Here is a 16,151-nt window from a genome sequence, read left to right on the forward strand (position 1 = left end):
CGGCGGCGGCTTCGACGCCGGCGCCGCTGCGGCGTATCAAGAGTCCTGACATGCGACGTGCGATCATCGGAGTCGGCGGTCCGGTCGGATCCGGCAAGACCGCGCTACTCGACTGCCTCTGCAAGCGGATGCGCGAGCGCTACAGCCTGGCGGTCATCACCAACGACATCTACACCTACGAGGACGCCGAGTTCCTGATGCGTTCGGGAGCGCTGCCACTCGAGCGCATCCGCGGCGTGCAGACCGGCGGCTGTCCGCACACGGCGATCCGTGAAGACACTTCGATCAACCAGGAGGCCGTAGACGCGACGCTCGCCGCATTTCCCGACGTCGAGGTCCTCTTTCTCGAGTCCGGCGGCGACAACCTGGCGGCCTCGTTCAGCCCCGAGCTGGTCGACGTCAGCATCTACGTGGTCGACGTCGCCGGCGGGGACAAAGTACCGCGCAAGGGCGGCCCCGGAGTCACGCGCAGCGATCTGCTGGTGATCAACAAGACCGACCTCGCGCCGCAGGTGGGCGCCGACCTCTCGGTCATGGCCCGCGACGCCACCGCAATCCGGCAAGGCAAGCCGATCGTGTTCACCAACCTGAAATCGGGCGACGGCCTGGACGGGGTGATCGCCTGGATCGAGCGCGACGTCCTCTTCCGTTGATGGGCGCCGCGGTGAGCCTGGCGCAGCCGCTGCGGCAGGGCACGGCGGAGTTGCGGTTCGCGCGGCGGGCGGGAGGCACCGTGCTCGTCAGCTCGCGAGTGACCGCGCCAATGGCGATCGTGCGGCCGTTCCCGCTCGAGGACGGGCGGCAGCTGGTGCAGCTGGTCACACTCGGTCCCGGATTCTGCGGCGGCGATCGGATCACGCTTCACGTCATCGCCGAGGACGACGCCGACGTCGTCGTGACGACGAGCGCGGCGACGCGCGTGCTGTCGATGCGGCCGGGCCAGCGCGCCGAGCAGCAGGTCCGCATCACGGCGGCCCGCGGTGCCACGATCCAGTACTACCCGCTGCCGACGATTCCTTTTCCGGCCAGCGAATTCGTCCAGTCGATCGCGATCGACGCCGACGGCGCCGCCCGCGTCGGCGTGCTCGAGACCTTCGCGATGGGGCGTGTCGCGCGCGACGAGTACCTGCAATTCCGGGCGATCAGCAACCGGACGTCGATGACCGTCGACGGCTCGGCCGCCTACCTGGACGCCACCGAGCTGCGTCCAGGCGAGGCGCCGCTGACGGGCGTGGGCGTACTCGCCGGCCGGCGCTACGTCGCGTCGGGATTCTGGCACGGCGTAACTCTGGCCGATACGCCTCGGGAAGGCGCCTGCACGGAGGACCTGCTGATCGCTCTCGCGCAGTCGCGCCCGGGGCTGTGCTTCGTCCGCGCGCTCGCGAACGATGCAGTGGCACTCAAGACCGCGCTGCACGACGCGACCGCTCGCGTTGCCGCCGCCTGGGGGCACCGGCCGCTGCTGCTCGACCGTTTCCACTGTTAGCGCGGACCTGCGACGCGGTGCCACGGGGCGCATTCGTGGCTCAGCGCAGGGGCAGGCCTGCCGGGCGCACACGGCCTGTCTCCGTCTCGTGCAGCACCTGCACCCCGGCCGCGAAAGCCCGGCGCGTCTCGAACGCGCCGGACGGCAGCAGCCACGCGCGCCCGTCGGTCGCCTCGGCACGCAGGTTGACTCCGTCCATCTGTTCGATGACGTGTTCGAACTCGTGCGCCAGCAGCTCCTGGTAGTTCCCGCCGAAGAGCACCAGCACGCGGGCGCGAATCGCGCCGGTGCGAGCTCGGCGGATCACCGTCTCGGCACGGCCGGCGTCGAGCATGTTGACGACGAAGATCGTCACCCGGACGCGGGCATCGGCGCCGATGCGGGAGCACTGACCGCGAAACGTCTCCGAGGTGTGGAGCAGTGCGAGCAGTTCGGACGCGAGCACGCCTGGCTCGACGTTCCCGGGGATGGTGGTCGCGCACGGCTGCGGCGCCTCGGGCGCCACGCGCTGCTGCGCGCCGACGGTGCAGGACAGCGAGGCCCCCAGCACGAGCAGAACGGAACAGACGCGACGCGCGACCATGGGCAAGCACCTCCGTCGTCGACGGTAGCGCGCCGATGTGACGCCAGTGCATAGAAGCGCGGCATCCCGCGAATCTCACCTGCGCATTTTCGCGGCGTTGCCGCTCCAAACCGCGCGATATGCCGCCGATCGATGCGCGCCATCGCGACCTTCTATTCCACTTCGTAGATGGCATGCATGCGCCGCCGCGAGCCGTGCCACGATCGCGGAGATATACTGAGAGGTCTCCGCCAACGTGTCGACAGCGCCCAAACCCACGACATCGTTCACCGTGCTCGTCGCGGTCAGCGTCGGCCATCTGCTCAACGATCTGATCCAGTCGTTGCTGCCGGCCGTCTACCCGCTGCTCAAGATCGAGTTCGGCCTCGACTTCATGCACATCGGGCTGATCACCCTGACCAACCAGATGACCGCGTCGCTGCTGCAGCCGGCGGTCGGGCACTTCACGGACCGCAACCCGAAGCCGTACTCGCTGGCGCTCGGCATGATGTCGACGCTGCTCGGGCTCCTGCTGCTGTCGTGGGCGCCCAGTTACCTGTTGCTGGTGCCCGCGGCGGCGCTGATCGGGATCGGATCGGCGGTGTTCCACCCGGAGTCGTCGCGCATCGCGCGCGCCGCGTCCGGCGGGCGGCACGGCCTGGCGCAGTCGCTCTTTCAGACGGGCGGCAACGCCGGATCGTCGCTCGGCCCGCTGCTCGCGGCGTTCATCGTCGCGCCGCGCGGCCGGCACAGCATCGCGTGGTTCGCGCTCATCGCCCTGACGGCGATCGCCCTGCTCTGGCGCGTCGGCCGCTGGTACGCCCACGCCGGCCTCAAGCGCGCAGCCGTCGCCTCCCGTCAGGCCGATCACGGCCTCACCCCCGGCGAAGTGCGCCGCGGCGTGGCCATCCTGCTCGTGCTCGTGTTCTCGAAGTACGTCTATCTCGCGAGTCTGACCAGCTACTTCACCTTCTTCCTGATGCACAAGTTCGGCCTCTCGGTGCAGTCGGCGCAGCTGCACCTCTTCGGCTTCCTGGCTGGCGTCGCGGCCGGCACGTTCGCCGGCGGCCCGGTCGGCGATCGCGTCGGACGCAAGCTCGTCATCTGGGTGTCGATTCTCGGTGTCCTGCCGTTCACGCTCGTGCTCCCCTACGCCAGCTTGCAGTGGACGAGCGTGCTCAGCGTGATCATCGGCCTGGTGCTGGCCTCGGCGTTCTCGGCCATCCTCGTCTATGGGCAAGAGCTGCTGCCGGGGCGCGTCGGCCTCGTCTCGGGGTTGTTCTTCGGCTTCGCGTTCGGCATCGCCGGGGTGGCGGCCGCTGCGCTCGGCTGGCTGGCCGACGCGACGAGCATCGAGACGGTCTATCGCCTCTGCGCGTTTCTGCCAGCCCTCGGCATCCTCACCGCCTGGCTGCCGGAGGCGAGACCGCACAGGAATTGAAGTAACATGGCGCCCCGTTGGATCAGTCCCGCCGCTCTTTTCTGGCGCTGACCGGATCGACCGCGGCGGCCATCTGGCTGGCCGATGTCGACGCGCTCCTGGCAGCGGGCCGGCACGCAGCCACCGCCGACGCATTCATCGTCTTCTCGGCGGCCGACGCGGCGGACATCGAGGCGGCCTGCGCGCAGATCGTGCCGACCGACGAGACGCCCGGTGCGCGCGAAGCCAGAGTGATCTACTTCATCGACAAGGCGCTCGACACGTTCGCCCGAGGCCAGCGGAACGAGTGGGTCAAGGGAGCCCGCCTGCTGCGCTCCAAGGCCGCCCGCGTCGATCGCGCCGCTCGCACGTTCGCGGATCTCCGGCCCGAGCTTCAGATCGCGGTGCTCGCATCCCTCGAAAAGGACAAGGTCCCGTTCTTCCAGGAACTGCGCAATGCCGCGATCGCCGGCATGCTCGCCAGCCCCGAGCACGGCGGCAACTTCGAGAAGACCGGCTGGAAGATGATCGGCTTCGACGATCGGTTCGTATGGACCGCCCCCTTCGGCTGGTACGATCGCGATGCCTGATCACGTCCACCTGTCGCTGCCGCCGCTCGACCAGTCCACGGTGCAATATGCGCCCGATGACGCCGTCGACTTCGTCATCGTCGGCTCGGGTGCGGCGGGCGGCGTCATGGCCAAGGAGCTCTCCACCGCCGGATTCCGCGTGGTCGTGCTCGAACAGGGACCGTGGCGCACCGAAAAGGACTTCGTTCACGACGAGCTGAAGATCTGGAACGAGGCCTGGCTGACCAACGATTTCCGGGTCTCCCCGAACACGTTCCGGGCGACCGCGCACGACAAGGCGCGCGTGCAGCCGGCGATCCTGTATGGGCGGGGGGTCGGCGGAACGACCGTGCACTTCTCGGCGAACTACTGGCGCTTCCGAGAGATCGACTTCGTCGAAGCGAGCCGCACCGGCGCCATCGCCGGAACCGGCTTCGCCGATTGGCCAATCACGTATCAGGAGCTCGAGCCGTACTACACCAAGGTCGATTGGGAGGTCGGTGTAGCGGGCGTTCCCGCTCCGTCCGATCCGCCGCGGTCGAAGCCATACCCGATGCCTCCGCATCCGCCAAAGTCGACGGGTGTGCTCCTCGAGCAGGGCGCCGCGAAGCTCGGGTGGACCGCCCATCCTGCGCCGCTCGCCATCGCCTCGACGCCGCTGCCGGGCCGCGGCGCCTGCATTCAGTGCGGATTGTGTCTGGGATTTGGATGCGAGGTCCGCGCGAAATCCAGTTCGCTGGTCTCGGTCATTCCGGTGGCGGTGGCGACCGGCCGCTGCGAAGTCCGGCCGGACTCCTATGTCCGCAAGATCGAAACCGACACCGCCGGCCGCGTCACCGGCGTGAAGTACTTCGACGCCCGCAAGGCCGAGATCTTCCAGCGCGCCAAAGCGGTGGTGGTCTGCGCCAACGGGGCCGAGACGCCGCGCCTGCTGCTCAATTCGAAATCGCAGCGGTTTCCCCACGGGCTCGCCAACTCCTCGGGCGTCGTCGGCACCCATCTGATGTTCAACGGCGGCGGCACGAGCCTCGGCGTGTTCGAGCACGAGGTCAACGGCTTCAAGGGGCTGGTCGCGTCGCGGGTCGTGTGGGATCTGTACGAGCTCGATCCGGCTCTCGGTCTGGTGGGCGGCGGCGGCTTCGACTATCGGTTCGACTTGACGCCGATTCAATTCGCGACGGGCGACGGGCTGCCGCCGGACTCGCCACGCTGGGGACGCGAATACAAGCGCCTGCTCGCGCACAACTATACGCGCACGATCGAGTGCTACGGACATACCTCGTCGCTGCCGATGCCGACCAACACGATCACGTTGGATCCGACCGTAAAGGACGCATGGGGCATTCCGGCCATCCGCATGACCTACCAGGATCATCCGCAGGATCTGCGGCTGTACAAGTACTTCACCGACCGCGCCGAGGATCTCCTGAAGGCGTCCGGCGCCGTTCGGACGTGGCAGCGGCCGGTGGAGAGTCAGGCGTTCAGTGTCCACCTGCTCGGCACCTGTCGGATGGGGAACGATCCCGCGACCTCGGTGGTCGACAAGTTCCACCGCGCGCACGACGTTCCGAATCTGTTCATCGTGGACGGTTCGAGCCTGGTCACCTGCGGGCGGGGCCAGCCGACGATGACGATTCAGGCGTTGGCGTTTCGCGCCGGCGAGCACGTCGCCGGCTTCGCGGGACGCGGTGAGATCTGACACAGTCGAGACGTGTTCTTTACCGCCCCGATACGAGGCACGCGCCAGCCAGCGCGACATACTGATCGACGGCGGCCTCGAGCTCGGCGATCGGGACGTGTTCGTCTGGCGTATGTGCGGTCAGGATCGAGCCAGGTCCGCACAGCAGCGGTGTGCCCCAGCGATCCAGCAGGGGCACGTCGGTCGTAAATGGGAAGACCGCAGCGGGAAAGCCCGGAACGGTGTGCATCCGCACCATCGGGACGCGCAGCACCTCCTCGATCGCGACGCTCGGCTCGAGCGTCCGCACCTCCCGGAGCACCTCGTCCGCCGGGCCGACGAGCCGGAACATGACCTCGGCCCAGGCTGACGGCGAGATTACGTTGGGTGCGATGCCCCCTTCGATCAGGCCGATCGTATAGAACGTGTCGCCGAGATCGGCGGCCGGCCACGACAGCGTGCGCATCCGGATGAGCGCGTCGATCAGCTTGTCGATCGCCGACTCGCCGTGCTCCGGAATCGAGGAGTGCGCGGCGCGGCCGCTCGCCTCGAGACGCAGCCGCAGCACGCCGCGGGTCGCGATGCCAAGCTGGTTGCCGGTCGGCTCGCCGTTGATGAGATACGTGGTCGGACGCGCCGCCGCGTTGGCGACCATCGCACCGTCGCTGCCTCGTTCCTCGCCGACAACGAACAACAGGCCGATCCTGCGTTCTCCCTCGGCGCGGAGCCGATCGGCGGCGGCCACTTGCGCCGCGAGTATCCCCTTGGCGTCGCACGATCCGCGGCCGTAGAGCCGCCCGTCGCGAACGTCGCTCGCCAGGAACGGCGGCACGCAGTCGAAGTGCGTCGAGAAGACGATCACGGGATCGTCGAGCCACGCGAACACGTTGAACCGCCCGTCGGCGACCATCTGCCGCTCGACCCGGTAGCCCCGCCGCTCGAGCGCGGCGGCGAGGAACACACCCGCCTGCTGTTCCCGGCCGGTTGTCGAATCGATGTCGATGAGCGGACGCGCGAACTCGAGCAGGTTCAGCGGATCCATGTCTCGAGCGCGGTCCGGGCCGACGTTTTCTCGTCGCGGTACTTGACGATGATCGGGGTGGCGACCGAGAGTCCCCATTCACGGCCGCGGCCGCTGGTGACCGGGCGCGTACCCGGCACGACGACCGCCGCCTCGGGGATGACGAGGGGCTCTCCCGGCTGCGGCTCGATCACGCGATCGTTCGGCAGATCGTAGACCGGTGTGGATCCCGTGAGGATCGTGCCGGCCGCGAGCACCGCCCGCCGCTTGACGATCGTGCCTTCGTAGACGCCGCAATTGCCACCGACCAGCACGTCGTCTTCGACGATCACCGGCAGCGCGCCGACCGGTTCCAACACGCCGCCGATCTGAGCCGCCGCGCTGAGGTGCACGCGGCTGCCGATCTGGGCGCACGAACCGACGAGTGCGTGCGAGTCGACCAGCGTCTCCTCGCCTATCCACGCGCCGATGTTGATGTACATCGGCGGCATGCAGATGACGCCGCGGCCGAGGAATGCGCCCTCACGGATCGTCGACCCGCCCGGCACGACCCGCACGCCGCCGCTCAGCTTCTTGAGGGGCAGCGTGTCCTTGTCGAAGAAGGGCCAGCGGCCGTGATCGGCCGACATGTCGATCGTGTCGCCGAAGCGGAAGCCGAGCAGGATGCCTCGCTTGACCCAGGCATTCACCCTCCATCCGCTCGCTGACGCGGCGTCGGGTTCGGCGGCGCGCGCCCGGCCGTCGGCCAATGCTTCGCGCAAGGCGACGAACGCCTCTCGCGCTTCCGCCTTGGGCGCCCCGGCGCCCGCCGCCGCCAGCCGCTCGATGGTGGCGGCGAGCTCTGCCAGGCTCACGCGTGCACGCTTCCCCCGATGCCGAGCGTCTGCAGCACCGCCTCGATCCGCTGCTTGGAGGCCGGCCGCGGCGCCACCATCGGCAACCGGTACACCTCCTCGAGCAGCCCCATGCTGGCCATCGCGCTTTTCACGGGAATCGGATTCGATTCCACGAAATTGATCTGGAGGAGCGGGAACAGCCGCGTGTGCAGCGCGCGCGCGCCGGCGAAGTCGCCGCGTTCGGCCAGCTCCACCATCCGGCTCATTTCCGCGGGAATTTCGTTGGACGCCACCGAGACGAGGCCATGTCCTCCCACCGCCATCAGCGGCAGCGTCAGCGCATCGTCGCCGGAGAGCACGATGAAATCGGCGGGCACCGACGCGCACACCTCGCACATCTGCGTCACGTTGCCCGACGCCTCCTTCACGGCGACGACCTGCGGGATCGACGCGAGGCGCGCGAGCGTCGCGGGATCGACGTTGAGACCGGTGCGGCCCGGCACGTTGTAGACGACGATCGGCAGGCCGACGCCGTCGCCAATCGCCTGGTAGTGCTGATAGAGGCCTTCGGGGCTCGGCTTGTTGTAGTAGGGGGTGACCGAGAGCAGCCCGTCGGCGCCGGCCGCCTTCATCCGCCGGCCGGCCTCGATGACTTCCCGGGTATTGTAGCCGCCGGCGCCGGCAAGCACCGGCACCTTTCCCTTGGCCTCGGCGACGACGAGCTCGACGACGCGTAGCTGCTCGTGTTCCGTCAAGGTGGGCACTTCACCGGTCGTACCGCACGGCACGAGGAAGTGAATGCCGGCATCGATCTGACGCCGCGCCAGGCGCGACACGGCCGCTTCGTCGAGCGCGCCGTCGCGCCGGAATGGCGTGACGAGCGCGGTTCCGCAGCCGGTAAATGGCCGTCTCATGGTTCCTCCAGATTCAACACGTCCGACATTGTGTACCAGCCGCGCCTGCCGATCACCCACCGCGCCGCCAGCAGCGAACCGCGCGCGAACGCTGCGCGATCGCGCGCCTGGTGGGTAAACGTGATCGTCTCGGATGCCGAGTCGAACCCGAGGGTGTGGGTGCCGGGAATCGAGCCCGCGCGGGTGGAGGCAATCGGCACCGGAGCGACCAGGCCGCCGTCGCGCAGCGACCGCTCCAGCGCCAGCGCGGTGCCCGACGGCGCATCCTGCTTCGCCGCGTGATGCAGTTCGTGAATCCAGCCGCCGAACGACGGCTGCGCCGCCATGAGACGGGCCAGCCGCGCCGACACCGCGAGGAACAGGTTGACGCCGATGGCGAAGTTCGGCGCCGCCACGACGCCGATCCCGGCGGCGCGCTCGCGCACCTGTGACTCCCGCGCCTGCCACCCGGTCGTCCCGATGACCACCGGAGTGCCGCGGCGCGCCAGACGCTCGACGGTGCCCGGCACCGCGTCGGCGATCGAAAAATCGATCGCGACCTCGGCCGCCGGCCACTCGGCACCGGCGTCGGAATGCTCGTCGATGACGCCGGCCACCGCAAAGCCGAATTCCGGCGCGAGCGAGGCGACCAGACGCCCCATGCGCCCGTGTCCGACCAGCAGCAGCGGGGTCCCGCTCATCGGCCGGCCCGCCTCCCCATCGCCGGTTCCGCGGCGGGGAACAGTTCGCGGTGCAGATGCGTCATCGCGGCGGCGAGTGAGGCCTCGGGCAGCACGATCGTCACGTTGCGGCGCGACGCCGCCTGCGAGATCATCCGCAGCGGGAACGCGGTCAACGCACCAATGACCCGCGCGGCGAGCGCTGAGTGCATGGTCAGGCGGTCGCCGACGACCGCCAGAAGCGCCATCTGCTCTTCGACCGTGACGTCGGCGAACTCGAGCAGCGCCGCCACGATGTCCGGCCCGCGCCGGTTGTCGTCGATCGTCACCGAGACACTGACCTCCGACGTGGTGACGACGTCGACGGCGGTGGCAAACCGGTCGAAGACTTCGAAGACTTGCCGCAGGAATCCATGCGCCATCAGCATCCGCGTCGACGTGATGTCGAGGATGGTGATCCCGCGTTTGCAGGCGAGCGCGGCAAACGGGCGATCGATCGACGGCGCGTCGGCGGTAATCAGCGTCCCCTTCGCTTCCGGCCGGTGGCTGTTGAGGATGCGCACCGGAATGTTGCGCGCGACCGCCGGGAAAATCGTGCTGGGGTGCAGCACTTTGGCGCCGAAATAGGCCAGCTCGGCCGCTTCCGCGAACGACAAGCGCGGCACGACCTCGGCGTCGTTCACCACGCGCGGGTCGGCGGTCAGCATGCCGTCGACGTCGGTCCAGATCTGGATTTCGGCGGCGTCGATAGCGGCGCCGATGAGCGCCGCCGAGTAGTCCGATCCGCCGCGCCCGAGCGTGGTCGTCGAGCCGTCAGGCGCGCGGCCGACAAAGCCGGCCAGCACCGCCACGCCGCCGGCCTCGATCAACGGCGACAGCGCGGTCTCTGCAGCAGCCCGGATCTCGTCATTCCGCGGCGCCGCCGACGTATGCCGGTCGTCGGTCAGCACGACGTCCCGGGCGTCGATCCATCTGGCCGGGAGGCCAGCCGCCGCCATCCCTGCCGCGACGATACGGCTGCTGAGCAGTTCACCCGACGCGGCAATCGCGTCGAGCGTCCTGGGCTCGACCGCCGGGGTGCCGTCGATCGCCTGCAGAAGCGAACGCAGGTGCGCAAATTCCCCGTCCAGGGCCGGCGCGAGTCCCGGATCGTGGGCGCTGGCGCCCAGGCTCGACGCCTCGGCCAGATGGCGCTGCAGGAGGTCGGTGAGGCCGGCCTGGACCTCCGCGGTCTGTCCCTTGCGCGCCAGTTCGGCGAGGCCGAGCAGCCGATCGGTGACTCCGCCGAGCGCCGACACGACCACCACGGGGACCGAGCCGCGATCCCGTTCAGCCGCGACGAGATGAATCACTCGACGCATCGCCATGGCATCCGCCACGGACGAGCCGCCAAACTTCATGACTACCGTGCGCATAGGATCTCCAGCACTCTACTTCTCCGCCGCGGGACGGGCAAAAAAAAAGACCGCCGGTCGGTAACCGGCGGTCCGGAGCAGGATCGGGACTGGCGCGTCTCAGATCAGGAGCAACTCCACACCACCAGCCGGCCGGCCCGCTTGGCCCGCTTTCGAGCGATGGTCTGGAGCGTCACGCGCATGTCGCGATCAGCAGCCTAGTCGGCGAAGCCGACTGCGTACGGGTGTTCGGTTTCCTCGTGAACCGGTCTCATACCCGATTCGTCGAGGAGCCGGTGGATCTGCGACTTGATCCATTCGACCGGGTCCGGCGTGACGGCGCGCAGCGCCTGCCACTCGGCCTCGGTGAGGTTCACGGCCAGGAAGCGGTTCGTATTCTTGCTCATGGTCGCAGGTTAACGCCGCGTGTTCGATCACCAAAAGCAGAATTTATCGATAGGCTCCATCTGATTTCCTCATGCTCGCGTCGGTGACACGGCCGTGCGCAGGCGGCTCTTTCGATGGCCATAGGAGAAATACACGACGATCCCGATGCCCATCCAGATGAAGAGACGCTCCCAGGTGGCGCGCGGCAGCCCCAGCATCAGCACCAGCGCCACGAGTGCCGAGAGCGCCGGAAGCAGGGGTACCCAGGGCATCCGGAACGGCCGCGGCAAATCGGGCCTCCGGCGGCGCAGCACGATGATCCCGATCGATACGATGACGAACGCCATCAGCGTGCCGATATTGACCAGCATGCCGAGGGTGGCGATGGGGGTCACGCCAGCGGCGATCGCCACCACCACACCGGTGACGATCGTCGAGACGTGCGGCGTGTTGAAGCGGGGGTGGACGCGGCCGGCCCACGCGGGCAGCAGGCCGTCGCGCGACATCGCGAGGAAAATGCGGGGCTGCGCGAGCATCATCACCACCATCACCGAGCTCAGCGCCGCCACCGCGCCGATAGTCAGCAGTACCGTCAGCGTATTCATGAACGGACCCCACGCCGTGCCCTGCGCGCGCGCCGCCGCGGCTGCAACGGCGACGACGAGCGGCGCTGGTTCGTTCAGCATGCGCTGGTACGGGACCAGCCCGACCATCACTCCAGATACTAGGACGAACAGGACCGTGCAGATCGCCAGCGAGCCGAGAATCCCGCGCGGCATGTCGCGTTGCGGGTCGCGAGCCTCCTGCGCCGAGGTCGAGACGGCGTCGAAGCCGATGTAGGCGAAGAAGATCACACCCGCGCCCCGCAGCACGCCGCTCCAGCCGTACTCGCCGAACGTTCCGGTGTTCTGAGGGATAAAGGGATGCCAGTACGCCGTCTGGATGAACATCGCGCCGGCGGCGATGACCACCAGGACGATGGCGACCTTGATCACGACGATGACCGCGTTGACGGTGGCCGATTCCGAGACCCCGACGATCAGCAGCATCGTGACCAGAACGGTGATGATGACCGCTGGCACGTTGAACACCGCTACCGCCGGCGCCATGCCGGCCCCGGCGAGCTGCACGAGAGTGCCGGGCGCCGCGCTCCACTTCGCGGGGAACTGCAGTCCGAACTGGTGCAGCAGGGTCACGAGATTGCCCGACCAGCCCACCGCTACCGTCGCCGAGCCGAGCGCGTATTCGAGGATGAGGTCCCAGCCGATCACCCAGGCGATGAATTCGCCGAGCGTGGCGTAGGCGTAGGTATAGGCGGAGCCCGCGACCGGCACGCTGGCGGCGAACTCGGAATAGCAGAGGGCGGCGAGCACGCTCGTGCCGCCGGCGAGGAGCATCGAGAGCACGATGGCGGGCCCGGCGTTGGCGGCCGCTGCCTGGCCGGTAAGGACGAAGATGCCGGTCCCGATGATGGCGCCGACGCCGAGCATTACAAGCTGACCAGGCCCGAGCACCCGCTTCAGTCCCGCGCTCCCGTGTTCGGTCTGCTCGCGGGTGATCGCCTCGATCGACTTAGTGGCAAAGATGGACATGTCAGCCACCCTTGCCGATTTGCCCCCCGGAAGTCCTGAATGGGCCTTCAAACGGGTGGAAGAATGTCTTAAGGTTTTCTTAAGCCATGCGGATCCGCTTCGGACCGTTCGCGTTCGACCCCGAGAGCCGCCTGCTGTGGCGGGACGACACGGAAATCGCCCTGCCGCCGCGGGTGCTCGGCGTGCTGGAGGCCCTGCTCGACCGCGCCGGCCAGGTCGTGGCGCGGCAGGATCTGCTCGATCGGGTCTGGAAGGATGCGTTCGTCACCGACACCTCGCTGGCCGAAGCCGTGAGCTTCCTGCGCCAGGCGCTTGGCGACGATCCCCAGTCGCCCCGCTACGTCCAAACCGTCCATCGCCGCGGCTACCGTTTCCTGCCGACCCCCACCCCGGGGTCAGACCGGGGTCAAACCGGGGTCAGACCGGGGTCAGACCACCTTCGCCCGACTTCCGCCCAGCCGGCAGCCGTAGACTGGCAGCTCATTCCGTGGAGCGTGGCCGCCCTCTGCGCCGGCCTAGCGGTCGCGGCCGTCTGGCACGATGCGTCGCAGCGCCCACCCGACCCGCCGGCGGTGGCCCGCCTCGAGCTGCGGACCTCGCCAGGGACCACCTTCGACCGCCAGCCTCAGCCGATCGCGATCGCCCCAGACGGACGGGCGATCGCCTGGTCGGCCTGCGACAACACGAGCGGCCGCTGCGCGCTCTACCTGCGCACCCTCGATCATCCGGACGCGCACGCACTGTCGGGCACCGAAGACGGACACTCACCCGTGTTCTCGCCAGACGGACGCTGGATCGCCTTCTTCGCCGACGGCTCGCTCAAGAGGATCGCGGCGTCCGGCGGCGCGCCCGCGACGATCGCGCCGGCGCCGGACCCGGCGGGCGCCGCCTGGGGCGCGGACGGCCGCATCGCGTTCGCCCCCTCGGCCGCCGGCGGCATCTCCGTCGTCGACGATCGCGGCGATACGCCGCAACCGCTGACCGAGCCCGACGCGGAACGCGGCGAACTGCGCCACCGGTTCCCGGCCTGGGTCGCCGACGCGGGTCTGATCTTCACGGTGGCGACCGATCCGAACGGGTCCGTCGACGGATCGCTGGCGGCGCTCGGAACAGGCCTCGGCACCCGTCATCCGCTGCGCGGCGGCGTTCGCCGCGCCGCGCCAGTGGGACGCAGTTATCTCCTGCTGGCCACGGGTGACGGAGTACAGGCGGCAACGTTCGACGAGCCGAGGCTGCTGCTCACCGGCGCGACGGACGCCGTCGCCGCCCCCGCCGGCGACGGGCCGGCGGATTTTGCCGCCGGCGGCGACGCACTGGCCGTGGTCCGCCCGGCCGAACGCGGCCAGCGGACGTGGGCGGATGGCGGCGCCGCCCCGGCGCTCGATCGGCTGACCTCGATCGCGATCGCGCCCGACTCGCGCCGCGCCGCGGGCGTCGACTTGAATGGCGACATCTGGATCGCGGATCTCGAGTCGAACGGCCTGACGCGGCTGACCTTCGGCGGCGGTCATGCCGCGCCGGTGTGGACGACCGACGGCCAGCGTCTTCTGTTCTCGGCGCGCAGCCCGGCAGCGTTTCATGTCTTCAGCCGCGTGGCCTCCGACGCCAGCGACGCGCCTTCCCCGCTTGCCGGCGCGCCGTCGCCGGCGTTCCCGACGTCGGTTGCCGCCGACGGCCGCGTCGCGCTGACGGTCTACACCGGCGGCCACACGCGGGTCGGCATTGCACGCGGCGGCGCCGGCGACACGCGGATCCTGACCGACGGGCCGTTCGACGAGGCAGCGGCCGTGTTCTCGCCGGACGGGCGGTGGCTCGCGCTCGAATCAACCGCGTCGGGGCGCCGCGAAGTCATGGTGCGCTCGACTGCCGACGGGCGCAGCACGCCGATCTCGCGGGACGGCGGCACCCATCCGCGCTGGAGCGCCGACGGACATTCGGTCTACTACACTAGCGGACGGCGACTGCTGCGGTCGGCGTTTTCCCAGGATTCGTCTGCGCGCGCAGCAGCGGCCGAGGTCATACTCGATCGCCCGGACGAGGCCGCGATCGAAGTCGCGCCGTCGGGACGGATCCTCGTCGAGCGCCGGGCCGGGGCCGATACCGCGCTCGTCGCGCTCCAGTGGCTTCGCGAGCTGCGCGAACGGCTGCCACTTCCAGTCAACGCCCCGCGCTAGGAGATTCGACGTGAACGGATCGCAAAAGCATCAGCTCGAAACGATCGCGCGCGGCGCGATGCTCGCCAACGGCTTCGAACCGGATTTCTCGCCCGCCGCGCTCGCGCAGGCGGCCAACGGCGCGGTTCACGAAGAGGGCGCACCGGTGAAGGATCTGCGCGGACTGCCGTGGTCGTCGATCGACAATGACGACTCGCGCGATCTCGATCAGATCGAAGTCTGTCTCACCGACGGCGGCCGCACGCGCGTCCTCGTCGGCATCGCCGACGTCGACGCCGTGGTCACCAAGGATTCGCCCGTCGACCAGCATGCGCAGCGCAACACGACCTCGGTCTACACGCCGGCGGTGATTTTTCCGATGCTGCCGACGACATTGTCGACCGACCGGACATCGCTCAACGAGGCGCAGGACCGCCACGCGATCGTCATCGACATGACGGTGACCGCCGAGGGGACGGTGAGCGGCGCCGAGGTCTATCGCGCCCTGGTGCGCAACCAGGCGCAACTCGCCTACTCGGCCGTCGCCGCGTGGCTCGACAACACCGGCCCGGCGCCGAAGGCACTGTCGAACATGTCCGGACTCGACGCGCAGCTCCGCCTCCAGGACGGCGTCGCGCAGCGGCTGCAGCGCGAGCGCGACGAATGCGGCGCGCTGGACTTCGACCGCACCGAGCTGAAGCCGATCGTCGACGACAACGGGGTGCGCGAGCTGGCCACCGAGACGCCGAATCGCGCCAAGCTGCTGATCGAGAACTTCATGGTCGCGTCGAACGGAGCGGTGGCGCGATTCCTGAGCGCGCACGGGCTGGCGTCGATCCGCCGGGTCGTCCGCGAGCCGGAGCGATGGCCGCGCATCGTCGATCTCGCCAAGCAGCACGGCACGACGCTGCCGGCGGCCCCGGATGCCGTCGCCCTGCAGCAGTTCCTGAAGGCTGAGCGTCAGAAGGCGCCCGACGCTTTCGCCGATCTCTCCCTCGCGATCATCAAGCTGCTCGGCCGCGGTGAATACGTTGCCGCAATGCCTAACCAGGACAGCCTGCACTTCGCGCTGGCGGCGCACGGCTATTCGCATTCGACGGCGCCCAACCGCCGCTATCCCGACGTGCTGACGCAGCGCCTCATCAAGGCGACCCTCGCCGGGACGCCGACGCCGTATACACTCGCGCAACTGACAGCCCTCGCCACGCACTGCACCGATCAGGAAGACGCAGCCAACAAGGTGGAGCGGCTGACCAAGAAAGCCGCCGCCGCGCTCTGGCTCGGCGATCGCATCGGCCAGGAGTTCGATTCGATCGTCACCGGCGCCGGACCCAAGGGGACGTGGGTCCGCCTGGCCGGGATGCCGGTCGAAGGACGGCTCGATCGCGGGGCCGAAGGACTCGACGTCGGCGATCGGACGCGCGTGCGTCTGGTCAGCACCGACCCGGCGCGCGGGTACATCGATTTCGTGCGCGCCTGA

Annotated in this window: 15 protein-coding genes; 7 read left to right on the plus strand and 8 right to left on the minus strand. The window is 69.1% G+C overall.

Features of this window, described 5'->3' with window-relative positions; translation table 11 throughout:
• The first annotated feature begins 50 nt into the window (after positions 1-50).
• Both ureG and VGI12_19420 read left to right on the plus strand, forming a co-directional pair.
• A complete protein-coding gene (gene ureG, locus VGI12_19415; GenBank protein HEY2434851.1) occupies positions 51-653 on the plus strand; it encodes an urease accessory protein UreG in 603 nt (200 codons plus the stop codon).
• A gap of 11 nt (positions 654-664) precedes the next feature.
• Entirely contained in the window at positions 665-1,486 is an 822-nt protein-coding gene (locus VGI12_19420) for an urease accessory protein UreD (protein HEY2434852.1), read from the plus strand.
• Between the two features lie 40 nt (positions 1,487-1,526).
• Here the strand turns inward: VGI12_19420 and VGI12_19425 are convergent, their stop codons facing one another.
• Positions 1,527-2,069, minus strand: coding sequence for a hypothetical protein (locus VGI12_19425; GenBank protein HEY2434853.1), 543 nt, complete (start codon positions 2,067-2,069; stop codon positions 1,527-1,529).
• Between the two features lie 235 nt (positions 2,070-2,304).
• Between VGI12_19425 and VGI12_19430 the strand changes: the two genes are divergently transcribed.
• The 3 genes from VGI12_19430 to VGI12_19440 are packed head-to-tail and all read left to right on the plus strand — an operon-like array spanning position 2,305 to position 5,736.
• Positions 2,305-3,489, plus strand: a complete 1,185-nt coding sequence (locus VGI12_19430; GenBank protein ID HEY2434854.1) for an MFS transporter — start codon at positions 2,305-2,307, stop codon at positions 3,487-3,489.
• Between the two features lie 17 nt (positions 3,490-3,506).
• Complete coding sequence (locus tag VGI12_19435) at positions 3,507-4,058, plus strand: gluconate 2-dehydrogenase subunit 3 family protein (GenBank protein HEY2434855.1); 552 nt, start codon at positions 3,507-3,509, stop codon at positions 4,056-4,058.
• Positions 4,051-5,736, plus strand: a complete 1,686-nt coding sequence (locus tag VGI12_19440) for a GMC family oxidoreductase (GenBank protein HEY2434856.1) — start codon at positions 4,051-4,053, stop codon at positions 5,734-5,736. Before VGI12_19435 ends, VGI12_19440 begins: the two co-directional genes overlap by 8 nt.
• Before the next feature lie 19 nt (positions 5,737-5,755).
• Here the strand turns inward: VGI12_19440 and VGI12_19445 are convergent, their stop codons facing one another.
• From VGI12_19445 to VGI12_19475, 7 genes are all read right to left on the minus strand, one after another.
• Positions 5,756-6,757: a M20/M25/M40 family metallo-hydrolase gene (locus tag VGI12_19445; GenBank protein HEY2434857.1), complete on the minus strand. Its 1,002-nt coding sequence runs from the start codon at positions 6,755-6,757 to the stop codon at positions 5,756-5,758.
• Positions 6,745-7,590 carry a 2,3,4,5-tetrahydropyridine-2,6-dicarboxylate N-succinyltransferase gene (locus tag VGI12_19450; protein ID HEY2434858.1) on the minus strand — a complete coding sequence of 282 codons (846 nt, stop codon included), beginning with the start codon at positions 7,588-7,590 and terminating at the stop codon, positions 6,745-6,747. Before VGI12_19450 ends, VGI12_19445 begins: the two co-directional genes overlap by 13 nt.
• On the minus strand, positions 7,587-8,486 hold the full coding sequence (gene dapA, locus VGI12_19455; protein ID HEY2434859.1) for a 4-hydroxy-tetrahydrodipicolinate synthase: 900 nt from the start codon (positions 8,484-8,486) through the stop codon (positions 7,587-7,589). The genes VGI12_19450 and dapA overlap by 4 nt, the downstream gene beginning before the upstream one ends.
• Positions 8,483-9,166 carry a dihydrodipicolinate reductase C-terminal domain-containing protein gene (locus VGI12_19460; GenBank protein ID HEY2434860.1) on the minus strand — a complete coding sequence of 228 codons (684 nt, stop codon included), beginning with the start codon at positions 9,164-9,166 and terminating at the stop codon, positions 8,483-8,485. Before VGI12_19460 ends, dapA begins: the two co-directional genes overlap by 4 nt.
• Positions 9,163-10,560 carry a lysine-sensitive aspartokinase 3 gene (gene lysC, locus VGI12_19465; GenBank protein HEY2434861.1) on the minus strand — a complete coding sequence of 466 codons (1,398 nt, stop codon included), beginning with the start codon at positions 10,558-10,560 and terminating at the stop codon, positions 9,163-9,165. Before lysC ends, VGI12_19460 begins: the two co-directional genes overlap by 4 nt.
• 197 nt (positions 10,561-10,757) lie before the next feature.
• Complete coding sequence (locus VGI12_19470) at positions 10,758-10,946, minus strand: hypothetical protein (protein ID HEY2434862.1); 189 nt, start codon at positions 10,944-10,946, stop codon at positions 10,758-10,760.
• Positions 10,947-11,015: 69 nt separating this feature from the next.
• Positions 11,016-12,518, minus strand: a complete 1,503-nt coding sequence (locus VGI12_19475) for an amino acid permease (GenBank protein ID HEY2434863.1) — start codon at positions 12,516-12,518, stop codon at positions 11,016-11,018.
• Between the two features lie 86 nt (positions 12,519-12,604).
• Between VGI12_19475 and VGI12_19480 the strand changes: the two genes are divergently transcribed.
• Both VGI12_19480 and VGI12_19485 read left to right on the plus strand, forming a co-directional pair.
• Positions 12,605-14,692, plus strand: a complete 2,088-nt coding sequence (locus VGI12_19480) for a winged helix-turn-helix domain-containing protein (GenBank protein HEY2434864.1) — start codon at positions 12,605-12,607, stop codon at positions 14,690-14,692.
• A gap of 10 nt (positions 14,693-14,702) precedes the next feature.
• Entirely contained in the window at positions 14,703-16,151 is a 1,449-nt protein-coding gene (locus tag VGI12_19485; protein HEY2434865.1) for an RNB domain-containing ribonuclease, read from the plus strand.

Source organism: Vicinamibacterales bacterium, from assembly GCA_036496585.1.
Taxonomy (GTDB): domain Bacteria; phylum Acidobacteriota; class Vicinamibacteria; order Vicinamibacterales; family 2-12-FULL-66-21; genus JAICSD01.

Excerpts from the sequence above, each read along its gene's own strand:
- VGI12_19475 (HEY2434863.1), bottom strand. The coding sequence starts at position 12,518 with ATGTCCATCTTTGCCACTAAGTCGATCGAGGCGATCACCCGCGAGCAG.
- lysC (HEY2434861.1), bottom strand. The coding sequence starts at position 10,560 with ATGCGCACGGTAGTCATGAAGTTTGGCGGCTCGTCCGTGGCGGATGCC.
- ureG (HEY2434851.1), top strand. The coding sequence starts at position 51 with ATGCGACGTGCGATCATCGGAGTCGGCGGTCCGGTCGGATCCGGCAAG.
- dapA (HEY2434859.1), bottom strand. The coding sequence starts at position 8,486 with ATGAGACGGCCATTTACCGGCTGCGGAACCGCGCTCGTCACGCCATTC.
- VGI12_19445 (HEY2434857.1), bottom strand. The coding sequence starts at position 6,757 with ATGGATCCGCTGAACCTGCTCGAGTTCGCGCGTCCGCTCATCGACATC.
- VGI12_19470 (HEY2434862.1), bottom strand. The coding sequence starts at position 10,946 with ATGAGCAAGAATACGAACCGCTTCCTGGCCGTGAACCTCACCGAGGCC.
- VGI12_19480 (HEY2434864.1), top strand. The coding sequence starts at position 12,605 with ATGCGGATCCGCTTCGGACCGTTCGCGTTCGACCCCGAGAGCCGCCTG.
- VGI12_19425 (HEY2434853.1), bottom strand. The coding sequence starts at position 2,069 with ATGGTCGCGCGTCGCGTCTGTTCCGTTCTGCTCGTGCTGGGGGCCTCG.
- VGI12_19460 (HEY2434860.1), bottom strand. The coding sequence starts at position 9,166 with ATGAGCGGGACCCCGCTGCTGCTGGTCGGACACGGGCGCATGGGGCGT.
- VGI12_19440 (HEY2434856.1), top strand. The coding sequence starts at position 4,051 with ATGCCTGATCACGTCCACCTGTCGCTGCCGCCGCTCGACCAGTCCACG.